This window comes from Acinetobacter kyonggiensis (genome assembly GCF_900107285.1).
Classification (GTDB): domain Bacteria; phylum Pseudomonadota; class Gammaproteobacteria; order Pseudomonadales; family Moraxellaceae; genus Acinetobacter; species Acinetobacter kyonggiensis.
The window spans coordinates 145,969-167,101 of record NZ_FNPK01000003.1; the positions used below are offsets into that span (position 1 = coordinate 145,969).

Sequence of the window (21,133 nt, forward strand, 5' to 3'; positions counted from 1 at the left end):
TTATGTCATTTTCGATTCATGGAGTATGAAGCGATGAATATTTTAGTATTGGGTAATGGCGGACGTGAACATGCACTCGCATGGAAAATCGCTCAAGATGAAAAAGTTGCACAAGTATTTGTCGCCCCTGGCAATGCAGGTACAGCAACAGAAAATAAATGTAAAAATGTAGAACTAAATATTTTAGATAATGCAGGCATTATTGCTTTTGCAAAAGAAAATGAAATCTCTTTGGTCATTGTTGGTCCAGAAGCACCTCTCGTTAATGGTGTGGTTGATGCTTGCCGTGCTGCGAATGTTAAAGTCTGGGGCCCTACCCAATTTGCAGCGCAACTTGAAGGCTCAAAAGCTTTTGCGAAGCATTTCTTAAAACGCCACAACATTCCAACAGCGTTCTACGATGTATTCACAGAAGTCGATGCTGCTAAAGCCTATGTTGAACAAAATGGCGCACCGATTGTGATCAAGGCCGATGGTCTTGCTGCGGGTAAAGGTGTGATTGTTGCCATGACCAATCAAGAAGCATTTGATGCCATTGATGACATGCTTGCAGGCAACAAATTTGGCGATGCTGGTTCACGTGTGGTCATCGAAGAGTTTCTAGATGGTGAAGAAGCTTCTTTCATTTGTATGATTGATGGCAACAACATTTTACCAATGGCAACCTCACAAGATCACAAACGTATCTTTGAAGGTGACCAAGGCCCAAATACTGGTGGTATGGGGGCTTACTCTCCTGCTCCTGTTGTGACTGCTGAAGTTTTCGATAAAGTCATGAAAGAAGTCATGCGTCCTACTGTGGATGGTATGGCGGCTGATGGTCATGTTTATACAGGTTTCTTGTATGCAGGCTTGATGATTGATGAACAAGGTCAACCTAAAGTAATCGAGTTCAACTGTCGTTTTGGTGACCCTGAAACTCAACCCATCATGATGCGCTTAAAATCTTCTTTGGTTGATTTGGTTGAAGCTGGCATTGCAGGTAATTTACCTGCGGAAGCGCAGTGGGATGAGCGTAAAACTGTTGGTATCGTACTTGCATCGAAAGGCTATCCAGAAACATCAAGCAAAGATGATGTGATTTCTGGTTTAGACACAGAAATGACCGATGCCAAAGTTTTCCATGCGGGTACGGCTGTAAATGCAAATGGCGAGATCGTGACTGCGGGTGGTCGTGTACTTTGCGTAACAGCATTGGGCAATACCATCGGTGAAGCACAAGCAAAAGCATTAGAACTTTGTGAAAAAGTGACTTTTGATGGCGTTCAATATCGTAAAGATATTGGTTACCGTGCAATTGCGCGTGAAAATGCTTAATTTTTATTAAGTTTTAAAAACCCGCCAAGTGCGGGTTTTTTATTCGAAAATTTATCTACAAAATACAAGTAATAATCACTTAAGATTATATGATTTTTCACTATTCGCACTTACCTTACAAAGAAGAAAAAAATTGACGATATCCCTTTGTATTATTTTGCTCATTATTTTAATAACAATCTATATCCTTAAGATATTCAATAAAAGATATATGAATACTCCTGCATATGTATTTATAAAAAAATGCTTCTTGATTTGCCTTTGTCTACTGCCATTGGTTTGGTACATATTTATTAAAGACTTAAACCATGCGCAAATGCCTGACAATGCAAATGGTTCATATGTATTAGGAGTTGCACTCATCATGTTTATTTCACCTATTTTAATAACTATCGGATTTTTAATAGGTTATGTATTTTTTCTTGCCATATTTATGAGTATTCATTTAATCATTTCAAAAAATAATGGTAACAATTTAAAGTTTATATTTAGCATCCTGTTAACTACATTAGCCATGGTTATCATTTTACAAATTATTTGGTGGGGGATATTTTATTCTGAAGGCTCCATACCTCTGCGTATCTATACTTGGAATATTGCAATACTCACTTTACCTTGGCTGCCTATCATTGGGGCAACATTAATTCAAAAATGCAAAGATCAGAAAAGACGCCAATAGAAGTATGCTTTCAAACATTACGGATGAAATTTAAACTCCCTTATTACATTATTTAATACCAATATCTTATGCTATCTTCTTTATTATTGGATAAGTTTTCTATCTTGATCGCTTTTTGAAATTGACCAATCGAAATGAACAAGATCATTATTCTGTGAAAACTTACCGCGATGTAATTACATTAATGGGACAATATTAGCCACAGATTCCTCTTTTTGATCATTTTAGATGATCATTAAATAAATATCCTTACAAACCATAACATAGTACAAACTTGTCTATCACATCATTATCTATTTTTTAGATTTAGACTGAAAAAAAAATTATAAAGAAGTATTAAAAACAATATCTTATAGATTGTTAATATAATTTAAAATAATATATTGTTTTTACTATTAAATTTTCAAATATCTCGCTTTTGTTATGCTATAAAAGAGATAATTATTGAGTTTTTATTCACTATATTACATATAGATTTATTGTTATGATGAGCCAAATTTTGATTCAGTTAAAATGCAATCTCGTGAATGAATACAATGATTTAAAACATCTTATAATTGTTTTAATTTGATGTTCACCAAATTGCTAATTGAATAGCATAATTTGTTAATTTTATCATGCTATGCATAGATCAGAGAACGTTTGGATAGAATGACTGTAATCACATCTTCGTTTTATACTGATCTCGATTTTGACTTAATCTCTTCAATGAATAGAATAATTCGTAAATTTAAAGCCAAAATTAAATTTACTGAGGATGGATACATGAAAAAGCTCCTTGGACTTGTTTTAGGTTTAACCGTTGGTCTAGCTGGTTGTTCTAAACCGGAAACACCTGCGACTGACACAGCAAAAACAGATACAGCACAAGAACAAACCGTTGTTATGGCATCGACTGGTTCTGATGCTGACATTTGGCGTTATATTGCAACTCTGCCTGAAACAAAAGCAGCAGGGATTAAACTTGAAGTGAAAAATTTCACTGATTATGTAGCCATGAATACTGCTGTTGCAAATAAAGAAGTGGATATTAATGCCTTCCAATCTTATGCATATCTAGTTGCCTTCAACGAGTCAAATAAAGATAAAATTGCACCTGTTTCAACAACATATTTAGAGCCTATGGGAATCTATTCAAGCAAAGTTAAAAAAGTTGAAGACTTTGCCAATGGTGCAACTATTGCAATCCCTAACGACGGTGCAAATGAATCACGTGCATTATTACTTTTACAATCTGCTGGCTTAATCAAATTAAAAGACGGCTTTGATATTGTTAAAGGTACACCTTCAGACATTACTGAAAATACGAAAAAAATCGTGATCAAACCTATTCAAATGGCAACTGCTGTACGTGCTAAAGATGAAGTTGATGCGATTGTACTGGGTAATACTTTGGCAATGGAAGGTGGTTTAAACGTACTGAAAGACTCTATTTACTATGAGCCTACTGACCAAAGCACAAAAATGAATGTCAATGTTCTTGCCGTTGCTGAATCACGTAAAGATGATCCTATTTTGAAAAAAGTGGGTGAGCTATATCACGTTCCAGCTGTAGGTACATATGTTCAAAAACACTTCGGTGGAACTAAAGTCGATGTAAATAAACCTGTAAGCTATCTTACAGAATCAAAATAGTCTTATAATGACTTAAACGAAACAGGCAAAGTTAATTTGCCTGTTTTTTCATTTTTGTATAGCTTTTGACGATATGATTGAATTTAAAAACATTTCAAAACACTATGAGCTGAAAGGTCAAACCATACGCGCACTGGACCAAATTAATTTGGAAATTCCAGCAGGCAGTATTTTTGGCATTATTGGCTATAGTGGTGCAGGAAAAAGTACCTTAATCCGCTTGATTAATTTGCTTGAGCGTCCAAATAATGGACAAGTCATTATTAATCAAACAGATTTTACGGCACTGGATTCACGTACATTACGTCAAGAACGTGCAAATATCGGCATGATTTTTCAGCATTTTAATTTACTCCAAACCAAAACGGTTGCAGACAATATTGAAATGCCTTTGAAACTGCTGGGTGTAAATAAGGCTGAACGTGAAAAACGGCTCAATGAATTACTTGAATTTATTGATTTAACACATAAAAAAGATGCTTTCCCTGATGAACTTTCAGGTGGTCAAAAGCAACGTGTCGGTATCGCCCGAGCTTTAGCCAATCACCCTAAAATTTTACTTTGTGATGAAGCGACGTCTGCACTTGATCCGCAAACCACGAAATCTGTTCTTGCTTTGCTTAAAAAGATTAATAAGGAGCAAGGCATTACCATTGTCATGGTCACGCATGAAATGGATGTCATTGAATCTGTTTGTGATTATGTTGCAGTCATGGAACAAGGTAAAGTCATTGAAACGGGTTCTACTTTAGAAATTTTTAGTCAACCTCAACATCCAACGACTAAAAACTTTATTCAAACTGTTTTACAACAACAATTGCCAGTTAATATTTTAAATAATCTAGAAAACCAAAATCATAAAAGTATTTATAGCCTGCAATTTTTAGGTACATCTGCACAAGAAACTGTCGTACAAACTGCAATTAAGCAATTTGATGTGAGTTTAAACATTTTGTTTGCCAATATGACTGAAATTAATGGTTCAGTAATTGGTCAAATGTTCGTACAACTTTTGGGTGACCCCGAAATAATTCGTCAAACCATCGACTTCTTCGAACAAAATGGCGTCAAAGTGGAACAGTCAGGAGTTAGACCATGAGAGAACTCATCGTACAATGGCTCACCACACTGACAGCACCATTTTGGGAAAGCTCTTTAAGCATTGACCAATTTGTTACAGCAATGCAAGAAACGATTCAAATGGTCGTTTTCGCTATGTTGTTCGGTACAATTTGGGGCTTTATTCAAGCGATCACGTTATTGGTCACTCGTCCGAATGGTATTCTGCCAAATCGAGCGGTTTATCAAATTTTAAATCCGATTGTAAATGCGCTACGCTCACTGCCCTTTATTATTCTACTGATTGCTGTTTTCCCACTCACCAAAGCGTTAGTCGGGACAACCATTGGCACTTGGGCAGCCATTGTACCACTGACCATTTATGTCGGCCCTTACATTGGTCGCCTTGTAGAAACATCATTGCTTGAAGTGAATGAAGGAATTATTGAGTCTGCCCAAGCGATGGGAGCATCTCCTTGGCAGATTATTTTCAAATTCATTATTCCTGAATCTCGTAGTTCATTAATTTTGAGCCTCACAACAGCAACCATTAGTCTTATTGGTGCAACAGCGATGGCGGGTGCTGTCGGTGCAGGTGGTATTGGTGACTTAGCGATTTCGTATGGCTATCAACGCTTTGATCAAAGTGTCGTCTACCTCACCGTTATTGTCCTCTTAGTGCTTGTTCAAATTGTGCAGACTTTAGGTAATTGGTTAGCTAAGCTCAGATAAATCAGCATTGAAGAAATCCTTTAAAACCCTCAAATTTGAGGGTTTTTTATTTATGCTTTTCGCTTAAAAATAAGTCAGCTGCATCAGCGATACATAAAAACATACACTATGGTCAATAATAGACCACATAATCAGCTTTGAATTTGCCAAATATAAGCCATAACAATATTCAGAGCATGCTAAAATAGCCGACGGTTTTTGCAGGGACTCATTTATGCACTTTGTTCATCTTGGTATACATACAGAATTTTCAATTACGGAATCTATCGTACGTATACCTGATCTTATTAAAGCTGCAGTGAATGATGAAATGCCAGCTTTGGCATTAACTGATCTATCTAATTTACATGCCGCAGTTAAATTTTATAAAAAATGCTTAGATAAAGGCATTAAGCCAATTATGGGCAGTAACATTCGCCTAAATGATGCAGAACATAAAGTCACACTGCTTTCAATGACCAACAAAGGTTGGCGTAGTCTCACTGAAATTGTTTCGCGTGGCTTTATTGAAGGTCAGCAACTTGATATCCCTTGTGTACAAAAAGAGTGGGTTCTTGAACAAAACCAAGACATTATTGCACTCTTAGGCATGCATAGTGATGTGGGTAAAATGCTGAACTCATCCAACCCACAAAAAGCGGAACCATTATTAGAAGAATGGATCGAAAAATTTGGCAATCGTGTCTATTTAGCCCTGACCCGCACCGACCGCCCTGATGAAGAAAATTTCATTGCTGGGGCAATCAAACTGGCTCAAAAATACAATATCGGTGTCGTTGCGCATAATGATGTGCATTTCATTGCACCCACAGATTTTGAAGCACATGAAGCTCGTGTTTGTATTGCCGATGGTTATGTTTTAGGTGACAGTCGTCGTCCTCGTTATTATAGTTCTGAACAATATTTTAAAACCGCAGAGGAAATGACGGAACTCTTTTCAGATATTCCGTCTGCGATTGAAAACACCTACCACATTGCTAAACGCTGTAATGTCAGCTTACGCCTAGGTTTCAATGACCTGCCAGATTACCCAGTACCTGAAGGTCATACCATTGACACCTTCTTTGAGCATGTTTCTCAAGAAGGCTTAGAAGAACGTTTAGATTTCCTTTATCCCGTTGAAAAACGCGATGAAGATTGGCCTGAAATTCGTAAAGTTTATGATGAACGCCTCGCCTATGAAATTGGCACCATCTTAAACATGGGATTCCCCGGTTACTTCCTGATCGTGATGGACTTCATTCAATGGTCTAAAAATAATGGCGTTCCAGTAGGCCCAGGACGTGGTTCAGGTGCAGGCTCATTGGTGGCCTATAGTTTAAAAATTACCGATCTTGATCCACTCCGTTACGACCTGCTATTCGAACGTTTCTTGAATCCAGAACGTGTCTCGATGCCCGACTTTGACATCGACTTCTGTATTGCAGGGCGTGACCGCGTGATTGATTATGTTGCGCGTCATTATGGCCGTGAAGCGGTTTCACAAATTGCGACTTTCGGGACGATGGCCGCGAAAGGTGCAATTCGAGATGTCGCGCGAGTATTGGGTAAATCTTATGGTTTGGCAGACCGTATCTCGAAAATGATCCCGACCAAACCCTTAGGTGTAGACCTGCGTGGTGCCATCGACATCGAGCCGCAGCTGAAAGACATCGTGACCAATCCATCTAACCCAGATAATGACGATGCAGCCGAAATCTGGGAAATGGCTTTAAAACTTGAAGGCATTACCCGTAATACCGGTAAACATGCCGGCGGTGTGGTAATTGCACCGGGTAAAATCACCGATTATTCAGCCGTGATGTGTGATGCGGATGGTACTAACCGCGTAGCACAATTCGATAAAGATGATGTCGAATCAGCAGGTTTAGTTAAATTCGACTTTTTAGGTTTACGTAACCTAACCGTAATTGAAGATGCCATTCAAAATATTAATAAACGCATTGGGCCTGAAAAATCAGTCGATATTACGTATATTCCGTTAGACGACCCAAAAGCCTATTCAATCTTTGCCGATGCCAATACCACTGCGATCTTCCAGTTTGAATCCGTCGGCATGAAAAAAATGCTGAAAGAGGCACGTCCAAGTAAGTTTGAAGAAATTATTGCCTTTGTATCCTTGTACCGTCCGGGTCCAATGGATCTTATTCCTGACTTTATTCACCGTATGCATGGTGGCGAGTTTGAATATCTACATCCCTTACTCGAAGGGGTTTTAGAACCAACCTATGGGATTATGGTTTACCAAGAACAGGTGATGCAAGCCGCGCAATATTGTGCGGGTTATACACTGGGTGGCGCAGACATGTTACGTCGTGCCATGGGTAAAAAGAAACCTGAGGAAATGGTCAAACAGCGTCAAATCTTTATTGAAGGTGCCGCGCAAAAAGACATTGATGAAGCCACCGCCAACCATATTTTCGACTATATGGAAAAATTCGCTGGCTATGGTTTTAACAAATCACATGCCGCAGCCTATGCCCTCGTTGCTTACCAAACCGCGTGGCTAAAAGCCTATTATCCATCTGAATTTATGGCGGCAGTACTGACTTCAGAAATGCAGAATACCGACAGTATTGTATTTTTGATTGATGACTGTCGAATCAATGGTTTAGAAGTGTTTCCTCCTTCAATTAACATGTCTTTTTATCAGTTCCATGCCAGTGATGAAAAAACCATTGTCTATGGTTTAGGTGCAATTAAAGGTGTGGGCGAAGCCGCTATGCAATCGGTGATTGATTCACGCTTGCAAGATGGCCCTTACAAAGATCTATTCGACTTCTGCCATCGTATTGATTTGAAAAAAATCAATAAACGAACTTTAGAAGCCCTGATTCGCTCAGGTGCTTTAGATTGCTTAGGTATTGATCGTGCCAGCATCATGGCGCAATTGCCTGAAGCGGTGCAAGCAGCTGATCAAGCACGCTCTAATCGTGAAACGGGCATCATGGATTTATTTGGTGAAGTTGAAGAAGTTCAACGTAAACCTGCTAAACCCGTTAAAGCATGGTCAGATGAAGTCCGTCTCAAAGGTGAAAAAGATACCCTTGGCTTATATTTAACTGGACATCCGATTGATGTTTATCGCCCAGAGTTAAAGTCATTTATTCCTGTGCGTATTAATGAATTAACACCTACACGTCGTGGGGTTACCACCGTTTTTGCCGGCTTGGTGGTGGATGTTGCCAATTTCCCAAATCGGATGATGGTCACCCTAGATGATGGTACAGCGCGAATTGAAGTGTCTGCCAACCATGAACGCTTCCAACGCTTTAAAGATATTATCCAAGCTGACCGTGTGGTGGTGATTGAAGGTGAAATCTATGAGCGTGAAGGTTATGATCGCCCAATGGGACGCTTAACCAAAGCCTTTAGTCTCAATGAGATTCGCCAGAAACGAGCCAATAGTATCCAAATTAAATTGGCTGCTGAACATCTGACCAAATCACTCAGTCTAGATTTACAAAAAATTCTGCTGCCATTTTGCAATGTCGATATGTGTAATCACATTCCAATGCAATTACAAATTGATTATCCCTATGCGACTGCCGAAGTTCACTTGGGATTAAACTGGAAAGTTGCACCACAGGATGAATTGCTGGCTAAATTACGCGATTATTTTGGTAAAGATGTCATCCATATCGAATATCAAGTGAAATCTAAGGCCGCAAAAGCCGTACAGTATAGTAAGCCCGCGCAAATTGCACCGCCACCTGCCAATGTCAGCATGGATGATGCAATGGACATGTATCAGGCTGAAGCCAACCAATATTCTTAATTTTTAAATATTTAAATTCAAATTGGACACCTTATGAGTCAAGTTGACAATGCTGTTGTTTCAGCACATCTTTCCCATGTGCGTATTGTCATGGTGAATACTACATTACCTGCAAATATTGGCAGTGCATTAAGAGCCATGAAAACCATGGGCTTATCTAAATTGGTGTTGGTTGCGCCTAAAACCTATCCACACCCCGATATTAATGCTTTAGCCGCAGGTGCTGTAGATCTCATCGAACAGATTGAAATTGTAGCGACATTAGAAGATGCCATTAAAGATTGTCACCTTGTTTTTGGCACCAGTGCGCGTAGCCGTACCATTCCGTGGCCTTTGCTTGATGCACGCCCTGCTGCTGAAAAATCCATGCAAGCAGTTGTTAAAGACCAACAAGAAATTGCGATTGTATTTGGTCGTGAAGATCGCGGCTTGACCAACGAAGAATTGGCGATGGCGAATTATCACGTCACTATTCCAGTCAATACTGATTATGGCGTATTGAATGTTGCACAAGCCATTCAAGTCATTTGTTATGAAATGCGTATGGCCGCGATGGCGTTTGTAGAACAAAAGGAAAATCCTGAAGCAAGCATGCCTGTGACCGAAACAGAATCTATGCATTGGGATGAGCCTTTAGTCACGCATGAACAAATGGAACAGTTTTATCCACACATTGAAAAAATGTTGGCTGAAATTGAATTTATGGACCCTAAAAACCCAAGATTATTGCCTTTACGCTTGCGTCGCCTATTTGGACGTATACAATTAGACCGTATGGAATACCATTTACTTCGTGGCATATTCACTCGTGTACAAGCGATGAATAATGGTACATGGAAAAAATCAGTAGATAAAACAACAGATTCTTCAGAGGATCAACCTCATGCTTAAACAGCTCAAAGAAGACATACAAGCTGTATTCGCGCGCGATCCCGCTGCTCGAAACACTTTGGAAGTTCTCACCACTTATCCCGGCATTCACGCACTCATCATGCACCGTGTTGCTCATGAACTTTGGCAAAAAGAGTGTAAAGGCTCTGCTCGCCTGTTGTCTTCTTTTAGTCGTTTTGCCACAGGTATTGAAATTCACCCGGGTGCTAAAATTGGTCGTCGTTTTTTTATCGATCACGGCATGGGTGTCGTCATTGGTGAAACGGCTGAAATTGGTGATGATGTCACGCTATATCACGGTGTCACTTTAGGCGGCACCACGTGGAATAAAGGCAAACGTCATCCGACATTAGAAGATGGTGTGGTGGTCGGTGCTGGTGCAAAAATTCTAGGGCCATTTACTGTTGGTAAAAACTCTAAAGTGGGTTCTAACGCAGTCGTAACCAAAGAAGTTCCGCCAGATACCACAGCAGTCGGTAACCCTGCCCGTTTTATCACCAAAGACAAACCTAAAGATGCCGAAGAAGCACGTCGTCGTGATTATGCTGAAAGTATTGGTTTCCAGCCATATGCAGCAACGCAAGATCAATCTGACCCAATTTTAGAGGGTATGCGTGTTCTACTGGACAGAATTCAGCATAATGAAAAACGTATGAATACTTTATGTCAGCGCTTATCTTTGCTCGATCCATCATTTAAGAAACAGCAAGATGAACAGCCTTTTAGTATTGAAGAACTTAAAATTATTGAAGATGTGCGACGCGAATGTGAAGCACAAAGCACTCAATCTAAAGCCTAAAGTTGTTATGAAATATTAACAAGCGCTAACTTGCATGTTGATCAGAGTTTTCTTAGACTGACAAATGTGCTTATTGATCAACTTTAAAATTAAATGAATGGATGACCCATATGACACTTAAGCCTTTGGCATGTACACTCATTGCAATGTCTTTGCTCTCTGCATGTAGCATGGCACCAACTGAAGATAAAAAACCGAATAGCCCAATCATCTTCACTGAACCTGATTTAACTGCACCATTCTATGCACTAAATCCATTTAATTACGATGCACCACCTCCATTTGAAATTGCACTTAGAAAAGCAGCTGCACAGCCTGTGACTAAAATGGAAGTGAATCTGCAAAGTGACCCATCTAAAAAAATCACTTTAGATGTTAATAAACTGATCATTCCAACCGTGAACAGCAATCAACGTACTTTAAAATATGCTGTTCTTGCGGGTAATAATGAAATTGACATCACTGAAATTGATGACTTTTTACAATTGGTTGAAGGTAAAGCACGTCATTACCCACCTCGCTTTAGTGAACGTCAAGAACGTAAAGGCTTTGAAGCCAAACTCAAAGAGTTAACACAACAGCTAGACACCTTGGCATCTAAAGATAATGCGTCTTTCGATGTCCTGATTCGCGCATTTAAAGCCAGCGTGATGGCACGTAACCTTGATTTGGGTTCGGTCTACACCACCAAGTCTTTAACCTACGCACAGCGTATTTTAAAAATTAACAAAGACGATGCTGAAGCAAACTTTTGGTTTGGCTTTGGTTTGTCTGAAGGTGGCGGTCAACGTGAAGCGATTCCATATTTAGACAAAGCCATGAAAGCAGGCGTACAAGAGGCTTATCTATCTGCCGCAAATAACTATATTGCGATGGAACAGAAGAAAAATGCGATTCAAACTTTGAAAAATTACAAAGTAAAATATCCGCAAGAAGCAGAAGTTGCAGACCGTTTAATCAATGAAATTGAAAAACAAGGTCGTTGGAACGTATGGCAAGTGCTTAGTTCACCTAAAGCATCTTAAGTTTTAAGTCCTCATCAAATAGACCGTCTTGTACGGTCTATTTTTGTTTGTAGCAATGGAAAATTAGAAGAATGACTGTATGATGAAGAAAAACTCAAACAAATACTTAATGCAGATGATCTTTATGCCAAACTCGCTATACAAAATTTTGTTTGCTGCACTATTGAGTAGTTCTCTATTGACGGGTTGTCAAATCGTCAGTGTCAAAAATCAAGCCATCAACGTAACCATTACCAATGAGCGAGAAAGCATACTCACCCGCAACAAATTAAGTGAAGCCAGTTTAAATGTACTTTCTATGACAGGGCGCGAAGCAAAAATTTGCGCTGACAAACCAGAACAGTGCATCCAAGAAATACAACAAATCCCTCAAATTCAAGACGAACAAATCCTTTCTACAGCAAGTGAAGTTTTTTTAGCCAAAGCTTTGGCATATGAAAAATCAAGTGATTGTAAAGTCAGCATTTTAACCAGTCATAAATCTGAAGAAAAACAAAAATTACAACAAACTGCTTATGAAAAATGCTTAGATCAACAACTCTATATGTTGGATAAAAGTATCCGCTATAGTTATGCATACATGTTCAAAACCAAACGTGGCCCGCAAGACCGTATTTTTGATAACAGACAAGTACAAATTCGAGATTTTTATAATTTAGCCATCGCAAAATTGGTTTCAGCTTATGCGCTACGTTACAAACCAACAGAAGTAGAACACCAAATTAAAGTTGGCAAAAGTATCTACAACATTAACTTTGACCATTATCCTCAATTAAAAGAACAAAAAATTGAACAAATGCTCTCTAGCTATAATCTCAATTTTTCTGGTTTACGTTCCATTAACCGCCGTGATGGTTTTGGTTCGGAATTTGTCGTTGTTTTACCCCAAGTTAAAAATGATATTGGCGAAGCTAAAAGCAAGTATATTATTGATCCGATCAATTTTAGTTATAAAAATGGCATCAATCCGAATATCCACCAAGCCCGTTATTTAGCTGCGACGCTCACCGTAGAACCTAAGTCAGCCAGCAGTATTGAGGATATTTTAAATAATCCCGAGTTTGAATTAAAAGCCTTTGATCCTTACAAATATGACAATGTTGTGATGGCGGGTAAAACCTATCCACTTGCAGCCAACTTCTCTACCCCTTATGGTTTATGGCTTGCACAAAACAATTTAGGTAAAGCTGCATATTTAACTTTGATTGATCGTGATGATCATCTCACCATGCCGCATTTATATATGCTGGAACCCTATAATCCGAATAAAAAGGTCATCGTATTGGTTCATGGTCTCGCCAGTAGCCCAGAAGCATGGATACGTCTCACCAATGACATTATGGGCGACCCTGTGCTACGTGAACACTTCCAAGTATGGCAAGTGTTCTACTCCACCAATATGCCCATTATTGAAAGCCGCTTCCAGATTTATGCCTTGCTTAACCAAACTTTTTCTCAAGTTGATCCTAAAGCTGCGGCAAAAAAAGATGCTGTTCTTGTTGGACATAGCATGGGTGGAATTATTGCCCGACTATTGGTCAGTGACGCCAACCTCACTCAAAAAGCATTATCCATGATGAGCAATCGTCAATTGAATAAATATAAAAATATCCCGATTGTATCGCAGCGTTTAATTCTTAAAGATATTCCTAACTTTAATCGCGCAATTTTCCTTGCTTCACCACATAAAGGAACCGAATTTGCTGACCGATGGTTTACCAAAGCAGCACGTAAAGTCATTCGTTTACCTGGTGCATTCCTTTCTGCCATAGGCGATACATTACAGAGCCAAGATTTAGACTTTAAAGATTTATTAAAACAGATTGATCACGGGCTAATTCAAAATGGGCCAAGCGATTTAAGCTATCAATCAAAATTTATGGAGCTCACCAAAGACGTTAGCCCACGTAAAGGTTTAGCCTTCCATTCAATTATTGGTAATGCGACCAAGAGTGATGATCTTAATCTGATTACCGATGATGTCGTGCCGTATAAAAGCGCACACTTAGATGGTGCTGTTTCTGAAAAGATCATCAACGGTGGGCATTCTATTCAGGAAACACCAGAAGCCGTTTTAGAATTACGTCGTATTCTACGATTACATCTCACACAGCTAGGTGTGTATAAACCTTAGTGAGCAAATTCAAGCGCTAAGCATGGCTGAATTGTCACCACATAACGGCTTAATCCGTTGTGTGGTCATGGAAATAAAATCAATCAGAATAATGTTATCCCCAAGTAGAAAGCTCCTTCCGTTCAAGTACAAACGATAATTCACTATAAGGCACTTTACATTCTGAGCTGTAAAAGAGCAGTACCTGATTTAACCATAATTTACATTTAATGCCTAAATACAAGATCCAGACGAGCAGGATCTTCATTCTTTTTATACAAGAAGCGCGTTATTTTTAAAAACCAAATAAGGATGCACATTAACTCCAGAATTGGAATCGCATAACCAAGAAATCAATAAAATAACCATCAGAATCGCACATATATTGGCAATCTAAAGACTTTTAAAACGCTTACTGAACCATATCGAAAGCGCAGAAATAGCACTGCTTATTTTCATAAATGGCTATTCTTTCAGGAAAAATTCAATTATATTAGACTTCTTCCACAAGTCATTTTTTGATCAATGCACATAATTTATAAAGCCGACATTAAAAAATAAACTTTAGGAAAGATTAGATTCATAGCTGTGAAATACTGACATAAAAGCATAAAAATTGAATTTTAAACATTTTTTGATTTATGCAAGCTATTTATTATATTGATAAGTATATTGTTTTTTAATATAGAATATTTAATAAAAAAATGAACAATCATTTTTTACATGAATAGTGAGAAAATTCATGAAATTAAAAGGGTCTAGTGCATTAAATAGAATGCAAATTGAACAAGTTGCTTCTAGGGGATTAAACTCTGTTCATTTTTCTAAAACACTCGAGCGGATTTACCAAGAACAATATAAAAATGAAGCAGCTTATGAATTTAGATTTCGTGGATTAATTATATTAATTTTGTACTTATTTCTCAGTTTAGGTATTTATCAAACTATTTCTGACCATGACATAATGCAGCAGTGGCTCACCTATTATGCATGGGTCGGAATTATTGTCATCACCGCTTGGATCTTATCTTTTTTTAAAAAATTTAACCAATATTTCGACTATTATACCGGTTTTGGTTCCATGGTCGCGATTGCCATCTCCTTTATCATTATCACCAATATTGGCGCAGATCCCAATAATACCGCACAGAATAATGTGCTATTTCATACTGCCATGATGTATGCCGTGGTGATTACTTACAGTTTTGTCGGTATGCGATTTTACACGGCAGTTATTGTATGTTGGATGGGTGGTCTGATTGCGATTTTCATTTCAATCTGGTCAAATCAAGATATTGGCTGGACCTTATTAAATAGAACCTATACTTTTTATAGCTTTTTAGGCATGGCTTTAACCTATGCCATTGACCGCCAGCATCGGGAAAATTATTTACAAAACTGTATTATTGAATTGAACCAAATTGAATTAACCCAACAAGCTCAACAATTGGCATTATTATCACAATTAGACTCACTCACAGGTTTGGCTAATCGACGTTATTTAAACGAGGTTCTCGATAAAGAGTGGCGCTATGCGCTAAGACATCAAACACCATTAAGTATATTAATGGTCGATATCGACTTTTTTAAAAACTACAATGATCATCTTGGGCATATCGCAGGTGATCAATGTCTGCAATTGATTGCAGATTCAATACACTCGATTACTGCACGAAGCAATGATCTAGCTGCACGCTATGGTGGAGAAGAATTTTTACTCGTTTTTCCAATGACAGACCAACAGCAAGCCGAAGCACTAACCATACGCCTTTTACAACTCATTGAGGCAGCTGCTATTCCCCACCCATCCAGTCCTATTTCTGAACACATTACCATTAGTGTAGGAATCTCGACCGTAGTACCGCAAGCGGATCATCAAATCTCGGAACTGATTAACTTAGCGGATCGTGCATTGTATTTCGCCAAAAATGAAGGACGAAACCGTTATCATATTGCTGAACCCTATGCCGAAACCACCTCTACAGACACAACAAATAAGCACATTTACCTTTAGAGCTTAGCAAGTCAACATTTTATCGTAAGATTAATCTTACTATATGCAAAGGAAATTTAGAGTCAATCTTAAGTAATCTGAAGCAAGGATCACCTCCTCATCCATCTTTCCCCTATGCACAGGTTGCAGAATTTGTTCAACATATACGGCAGAAAAAATAATAATTTCTTCCAAGTGTTCCTTTACCCAAAAAGCTATCAATTTACTCGAATCCATTCAAAATGATACACAGTCATTTTATTTTCCCTGCACTTCGAAGTGATAGAATGTGCTCTGATATGTCATAAACAGTTTTGATCAAGCCGATGTATGAACAAAAAGCTAAAAAAAATGGCATAGGTTTTGATCCAAAACGGCTTTATGCTAAATCTTCATAAACACTTACATGTTTATATCTATTTTTATATCAAGTAAGCTTTTTAACTTGGCTCCCTAAAATTGCGTTAGAAAATGAATTTGAACTTTAATTTTTGGCAAATATTTTTCCGTTTAATACATGTATATGCTGGAATTTTTATTGCTCCATTTATTTTTATTGCTGCACTAACTGGCCTTTTTTATGCTGCCACGCCTCAAATTGAACAGTTGATTTACAGTGAAATACTATATGTAGATCAAAACCATTCAAAAATTCAGCCTCTTAGTCAACAAATTGAAATAGCTAAACAATCTTTATCATCCTCTGCACACATTACAGAAGTCCGTCCATCGGCAGCGCCTAACCAAACGACTCGGGTTATTTTCTCAGACCCGAAGCTAAAGCAACAAAATGAAGCTGTCTTTGTAGATCCCTATACGCTTGAAATCAAAGGTCAATTCGCTGTGTATGGTACAAGTGGCTTATTGCCATTTCGAACAACACTTGACCACCTTCATCGAGATTTATTATTAGGAAATTGGGGACGCTTTTATAGTGAACTAGCAGCAAGTTGGTTAGCCATTTTAATCTTTACAGGTTTATATCAATGGATTAAACGTCGTAAAATATTAAAAGATAAGAAAACCAATCACAACAGACTCATTCAAAAACATAGCACGATCGGGTTATTTTTATTTCCCCTGCTGCTCTTTATTGCGATTACTGGTCTAACATGGTCTGAATGGGCGGGAGAAAATATTCGTATTCTTCGGCAATCACTGAGTTGGCAAACACCTACATTAGTAACATCGCTCAAAGCAGAGAGTATGCCAGCAGTTATAATGCATCATGGCGATCATGTCATGACTCCTAACAATCCTACTGTGCATATTTCCTCTGAAGATTTCGATACTGCTTTAGCAATTGCACGGCAGCATGGTATCGATGCGTCTCAAATACAAATCAAGCCTCCTTCAGATGTGAACCAAGTATGGACTGTTTCAGAAATTCAGCGGCGCTGGCCGACTCAGGCAGACAGTATTGCCATTGATGTGCAACAGCATCAAGTCTTAGATCAGCTTTATTTCCAAGATTATCCATTGATTGCCAAACTGACACGTTGGGGAGTTGATGCACATATCGGTATTTTATTTGGCTGGATAAACCAACTCGTTTTAATCATTTATGCACTTGCGCTATGCAGTATGATTATTTATGCATATTTGGCTTGGTACAAACGGACTGATTTAAAACAAACAACCATTCAACTCGTCGGTCAAACGATAATGATTTGGAAGCAGGCTGCAATTAAACAAAAAATAATACTATTTTTTGTTCTGAGCATCATGGGAATTCTTTTGCCCATATTTGGGATCAGTGTGCTTATTGCTCTAGTTGTCATCATCATTAAGCATGTAACAGCACAAGAAAATATTAATCGGACTTAGTTAAAGCGCTATTGTATGGTGACCAGTCGAAAGTACGGTAAGTTTCAGATGCAGGTTTATTCATTTTAAAATTATATGACTATTAGAATTATATGACTGAACTAATCTTCAATGATGGGTTTGTACAACAAAACAGTTCTATCTCAAAATATCCGCAAAATTTACGGATATTTTGATAGAAAAGGTTAATAATTAATCGTATAACTTAAGGCAAAAGTACGACCTTCAGCAGGAATTGCTAACAATGTATTTGCATTGGTTACTGCTGCTTGTTGAGCAAATACTGTTTTATATTGATTTCCCCAAACATTATAAACACCGAAATCTACACGCCCTTTCGCCATAGGGAAATGTGCCAATACATCCATTGTGGTATAACCTTTAATCTCTGCCGCGCTATTACTATCTGTTAAGCCTGCTGCTTTTAATGCTTGGTCATCTTGATAGGCTTTATCTGTTCCTTTAATGGCTTGCATTTGTGCACGGACACCATAGCCGTCATCATTATTCCATTCAGCAAACAGTGTGCCTTTTATTGGAGAAATAGCAAAGGCATTTAATTCATGCCAATTATTTGCTCCATTTTTATATTGCCCGCGGGTATAACCCAAAGTGCCGCCTACTTTATAGTTTTCCATAAATGGATAACTAATATTGGCTTCTGCACCATAAACACGTTGATCGGTATCGACAATATTCACTGATCGGTCTGAATTGAACTGTACCACTTTATCAGAAGTATTATAAAAACCTGTTAAGCCCAGATTTAGACCATCATCTTGATTTAAGCGCCAACCCAATTCATAGCTATTGACCGTAATCGGTGCAATGCCTGAAGTCGTTAATGTATAAGCAGCAACATCCCGTAGCACACGCTGTACATCGGGATAGCTATAACCTTGTGAGAAATTCGCATAAATTTGTTGAGCATCGGTCAGTTTATAGACTGCACCTAAATTAAATAAGAATTTATCAGAATCTGTCGAATCGGCAGCCATTAAAGTATAAGGTTTACGCGCAGTTAAATAACTGTCTGTGTCTGCCTGAACATATTGATAACGTACTCCAGCCTGAACATTTAAGCGCTCTGTTAAAGCATAGTCCCCTTGTAAAAATGTCCCAATATTTTGGATTTGTGTGTCTGGCCCTGAACCTTGTGTCTCCCCCGTTGCGGTATAGACCAAACCATTATTAGTCGGTTTATAGAATTCGGCCCATTGATGGTCTTTTTCCCAATCGTAATCTAGACCATAAGTGAGTTTTAGATCCCGTTCTGCAACTTTAAGATCAGATTGAACCGTAGAACGAATACCCGCATAGTCCACATTAGATTGGCTTTGTTTTACATCAACACCATCAGCCGAATAACCATAAGGTACAAAGCGGGATTTTTCATTGCGGTAATACGCTTCGACATTCAAAATTTGCCCAAGGAAATTTTGGTTTTGATACTGAGTATTAAACGCATAGCGCTCTGTAAATGGCTGATTATCTAAACTCCAGCCTTTAATCGCTTTATAAGAGGGTTGGGTTTTTGTTTTTAAATAAGAATAGTCAGGCCCATATTCTGTATCTTGTTCATCTTTATAATATTGAGCGCCAAAACTTAAGCTTTGATGGTCAGTTAAATTAAAGTTTAGACGACCATTTACATCGATGGTATCGGTATCCATAGTGCTGCCTTGCCACGGACTTAATGAAATACGATCACCATTGCCATCAAACTGAGAACCACGGCTGGTATAGTCTAAACCTAAAAAGCCATCCACTTTGTCATGACTAAATGAAGCGGTTTGTCCAACCTGATACGCTAAGCTATCACCACGGAAATTATCAGCCGATGTCATACCTAGCTTGGTTTGAAAAGCAACAGGTTCTGATTTATCCGCACGTTTAGTAATAATATTAATAATCCCGCCTGTTGCCCCTGAACCATAAATACTGGTTGCACCAGAAACGACTTCAATATGATCAATCATATTCGGGCTAATACTATTCAACTGACGCGCTACATCACGAGAACCCGTTTGCGATACCCCATCAATCATCACCAGCACATTACGCCCACGCATAGTTTGACCGTAATTACTGGTTGTTCCACTACTTGGTGCTAAAGGCGGTACAAGTTGTGCCAAAACATCTGCGACCTTGCGACCTGCCCCAGCCTGTTGAGCAATTTCCTCACCACGAATGGTTTGAACTGTTCCTGCCACTTCCGCAATACTTTTAGGTGTTCGCGTTGCTGTTACTACAATTGGAGCTAACTGCGTATCTGCTTTCTTTGTTTGCAATGATGGTGCTGTAACTTCATCTGCATACAAGTGTGTACAAATGGCTGTGGTCAGCAGGCAAAGACTAAAGTGAGACAGACGCATTATTATTCCTTGAATCATAAGTATTAATATTAGCGAAAATAATAATCATTATTATTTACATTGTAAAACTTTTGTTTCAATTTTAATGATTTTTAAGCATGCTGGATTAAATGGCTGTTTTTTCTAACATTTGATTTTTCTGTGCTTCAAATACCATACCAAACTTATGATAAAACTCCATAAGCGGTAAAATCATAATCTCTAAGAAATACTTAAACCACTGTAAAGCAACATCCGACTGATTTTGACTTGTTTATACAATATCTTTGGCTGAACTCAGTTCTGCACCGCGTCCTTCTCTATTAAACATGGTGTTAGCTTTAGATATTGCCCAACCATTCAGTTCAGTTTTATTGGCTAAGTATTAGATAACTTGCATAAATCAAAAAAATTCAATATTCGATTATTTGAAATTTGCACTGCCTCATTTTGAGTACTTCAATTTTTATGCCTTTGCGTAGGCATTATCTCTACTTTTGAAAGGTCAAAATAAGGATTTCAAAATATATTTTGAGTTCGCAAGAAAAACCTTTTGTTTCCCATACATGACATCCTGAGCCAGTTTTAAGGCACTGCTTTAAAACTGGCTCAGGATGGGAAATGTGCGGCATTCATGCCACACTCATCAACCCAATACTTCCTAGAATTTGTTTTTAAATTTTGGCTTTCAAACGATTTGTGTTGATCAAAAAACGACTTATGAAAGAAGTCCATTATAGCCTCAAGCTCAAGCGTCATTTTATTTATCACACCAGCAGACAAAACTGCCTTTTTTAAAGCAAATGTATTATTTTCACCCATCTATTCCTATTTCCCTTTCTGATTCATTAGATTTTGTTAAAATTCCCCAGTAACGGGCTTTGTTACTTTGAACTTCTGATACAGATCACACATTAGCATTTAAAATTAG

General features: G+C 38.2%; 14 protein-coding genes and 1 pseudogene. 13 read left to right on the plus strand and 2 right to left on the minus strand.

Annotated elements, in window-relative coordinates; genetic code table 11:
- The first annotated feature begins 33 nt into the window (after positions 1–33).
- The 13 genes and pseudogenes from purD to BLV99_RS03855 all read left to right on the plus strand — a co-directional run bounded on the left by purD (position 34) and on the right by BLV99_RS03855 (position 17,848).
- On the plus strand, positions 34–1,317 hold the full coding sequence (gene purD, locus BLV99_RS03800; protein WP_092688057.1) for a phosphoribosylamine--glycine ligase: 1,284 nt from the start codon (positions 34–36) through the stop codon (positions 1,315–1,317).
- A 211-nt stretch (positions 1,318–1,528) separates the two neighbouring features.
- On the plus strand, positions 1,529–1,996 hold the full coding sequence (locus BLV99_RS03805) for a hypothetical protein (protein ID WP_092687878.1): 468 nt from the start codon (positions 1,529–1,531) through the stop codon (positions 1,994–1,996).
- Between the two features lie 765 nt (positions 1,997–2,761).
- Positions 2,762–3,631, plus strand: coding sequence for a MetQ/NlpA family ABC transporter substrate-binding protein (locus tag BLV99_RS03810; protein ID WP_092687881.1), 870 nt, complete (start codon positions 2,762–2,764; stop codon positions 3,629–3,631).
- A gap of 73 nt (positions 3,632–3,704) precedes the next feature.
- Entirely contained in the window at positions 3,705–4,730 is a 1,026-nt protein-coding gene (locus BLV99_RS03815; protein ID WP_092687885.1) for a methionine ABC transporter ATP-binding protein, read from the plus strand.
- A complete protein-coding gene (locus tag BLV99_RS03820; protein ID WP_086183375.1) occupies positions 4,727–5,422 on the plus strand; it encodes a methionine ABC transporter permease in 696 nt (231 codons plus the stop codon). Before BLV99_RS03815 ends, BLV99_RS03820 begins: the two co-directional genes overlap by 4 nt.
- 214 nt (positions 5,423–5,636) lie before the next feature.
- The gene (gene dnaE / locus BLV99_RS03825) at positions 5,637–9,200 is read left to right on the plus strand and encodes a DNA polymerase III subunit alpha (RefSeq protein ID WP_092687888.1); all 3,564 of its coding nucleotides are present in this window, start codon (positions 5,637–5,639) and stop codon (positions 9,198–9,200) included.
- A 33-nt stretch (positions 9,201–9,233) separates the two neighbouring features.
- Entirely contained in the window at positions 9,234–10,091 is an 858-nt protein-coding gene (locus BLV99_RS03830) for an RNA methyltransferase (RefSeq protein WP_086183377.1), read from the plus strand.
- Positions 10,084–10,890 (plus strand): serine O-acetyltransferase, encoded by an 807-nt coding sequence (cysE, locus tag BLV99_RS03835; protein ID WP_092687891.1) that lies wholly within the window; start codon positions 10,084–10,086, stop codon positions 10,888–10,890. The genes BLV99_RS03830 and cysE overlap by 8 nt, the downstream gene beginning before the upstream one ends.
- Before the next feature lie 110 nt (positions 10,891–11,000).
- Complete coding sequence (locus BLV99_RS03840; RefSeq protein WP_092687894.1) at positions 11,001–11,915, plus strand: ABUW_2363 family tetratricopeptide repeat lipoprotein; 915 nt, start codon at positions 11,001–11,003, stop codon at positions 11,913–11,915.
- A 124-nt stretch (positions 11,916–12,039) separates the two neighbouring features.
- Positions 12,040–14,049: an esterase/lipase family protein gene (locus BLV99_RS03845; protein WP_092688060.1), complete on the plus strand. Its 2,010-nt coding sequence runs from the start codon at positions 12,040–12,042 to the stop codon at positions 14,047–14,049.
- Between the two features lie 721 nt (positions 14,050–14,770).
- Positions 14,771–16,042, plus strand: coding sequence for a GGDEF domain-containing protein (locus tag BLV99_RS03850; protein WP_092687897.1), 1,272 nt, complete (start codon positions 14,771–14,773; stop codon positions 16,040–16,042).
- 47 nt (positions 16,043–16,089) lie between these two features.
- Positions 16,090–16,326 (plus strand): annotated as a pseudogene (locus BLV99_RS18400) (tyrosine-type recombinase/integrase); the annotation flags it as partial.
- Between the two features lie 166 nt (positions 16,327–16,492).
- Positions 16,493–17,848, plus strand: coding sequence for a PepSY-associated TM helix domain-containing protein (locus tag BLV99_RS03855; protein ID WP_092687900.1), 1,356 nt, complete (start codon positions 16,493–16,495; stop codon positions 17,846–17,848).
- A 185-nt stretch (positions 17,849–18,033) separates the two neighbouring features.
- On the opposite strand, the gene BLV99_RS03860 is transcribed toward BLV99_RS03855, so the two are convergent.
- Both BLV99_RS03860 and BLV99_RS03865 read right to left on the minus strand, forming a co-directional pair.
- Entirely contained in the window at positions 18,034–20,223 is a 2,190-nt protein-coding gene (locus BLV99_RS03860; RefSeq protein WP_092687903.1) for a TonB-dependent receptor, read from the minus strand.
- A gap of 588 nt (positions 20,224–20,811) precedes the next feature.
- The gene (locus BLV99_RS03865) at positions 20,812–21,024 is read right to left on the minus strand and encodes a hypothetical protein (protein WP_092687906.1); all 213 of its coding nucleotides are present in this window, start codon (positions 21,022–21,024) and stop codon (positions 20,812–20,814) included.
- Positions 21,025–21,133: the final 109 nt, after the last annotated feature.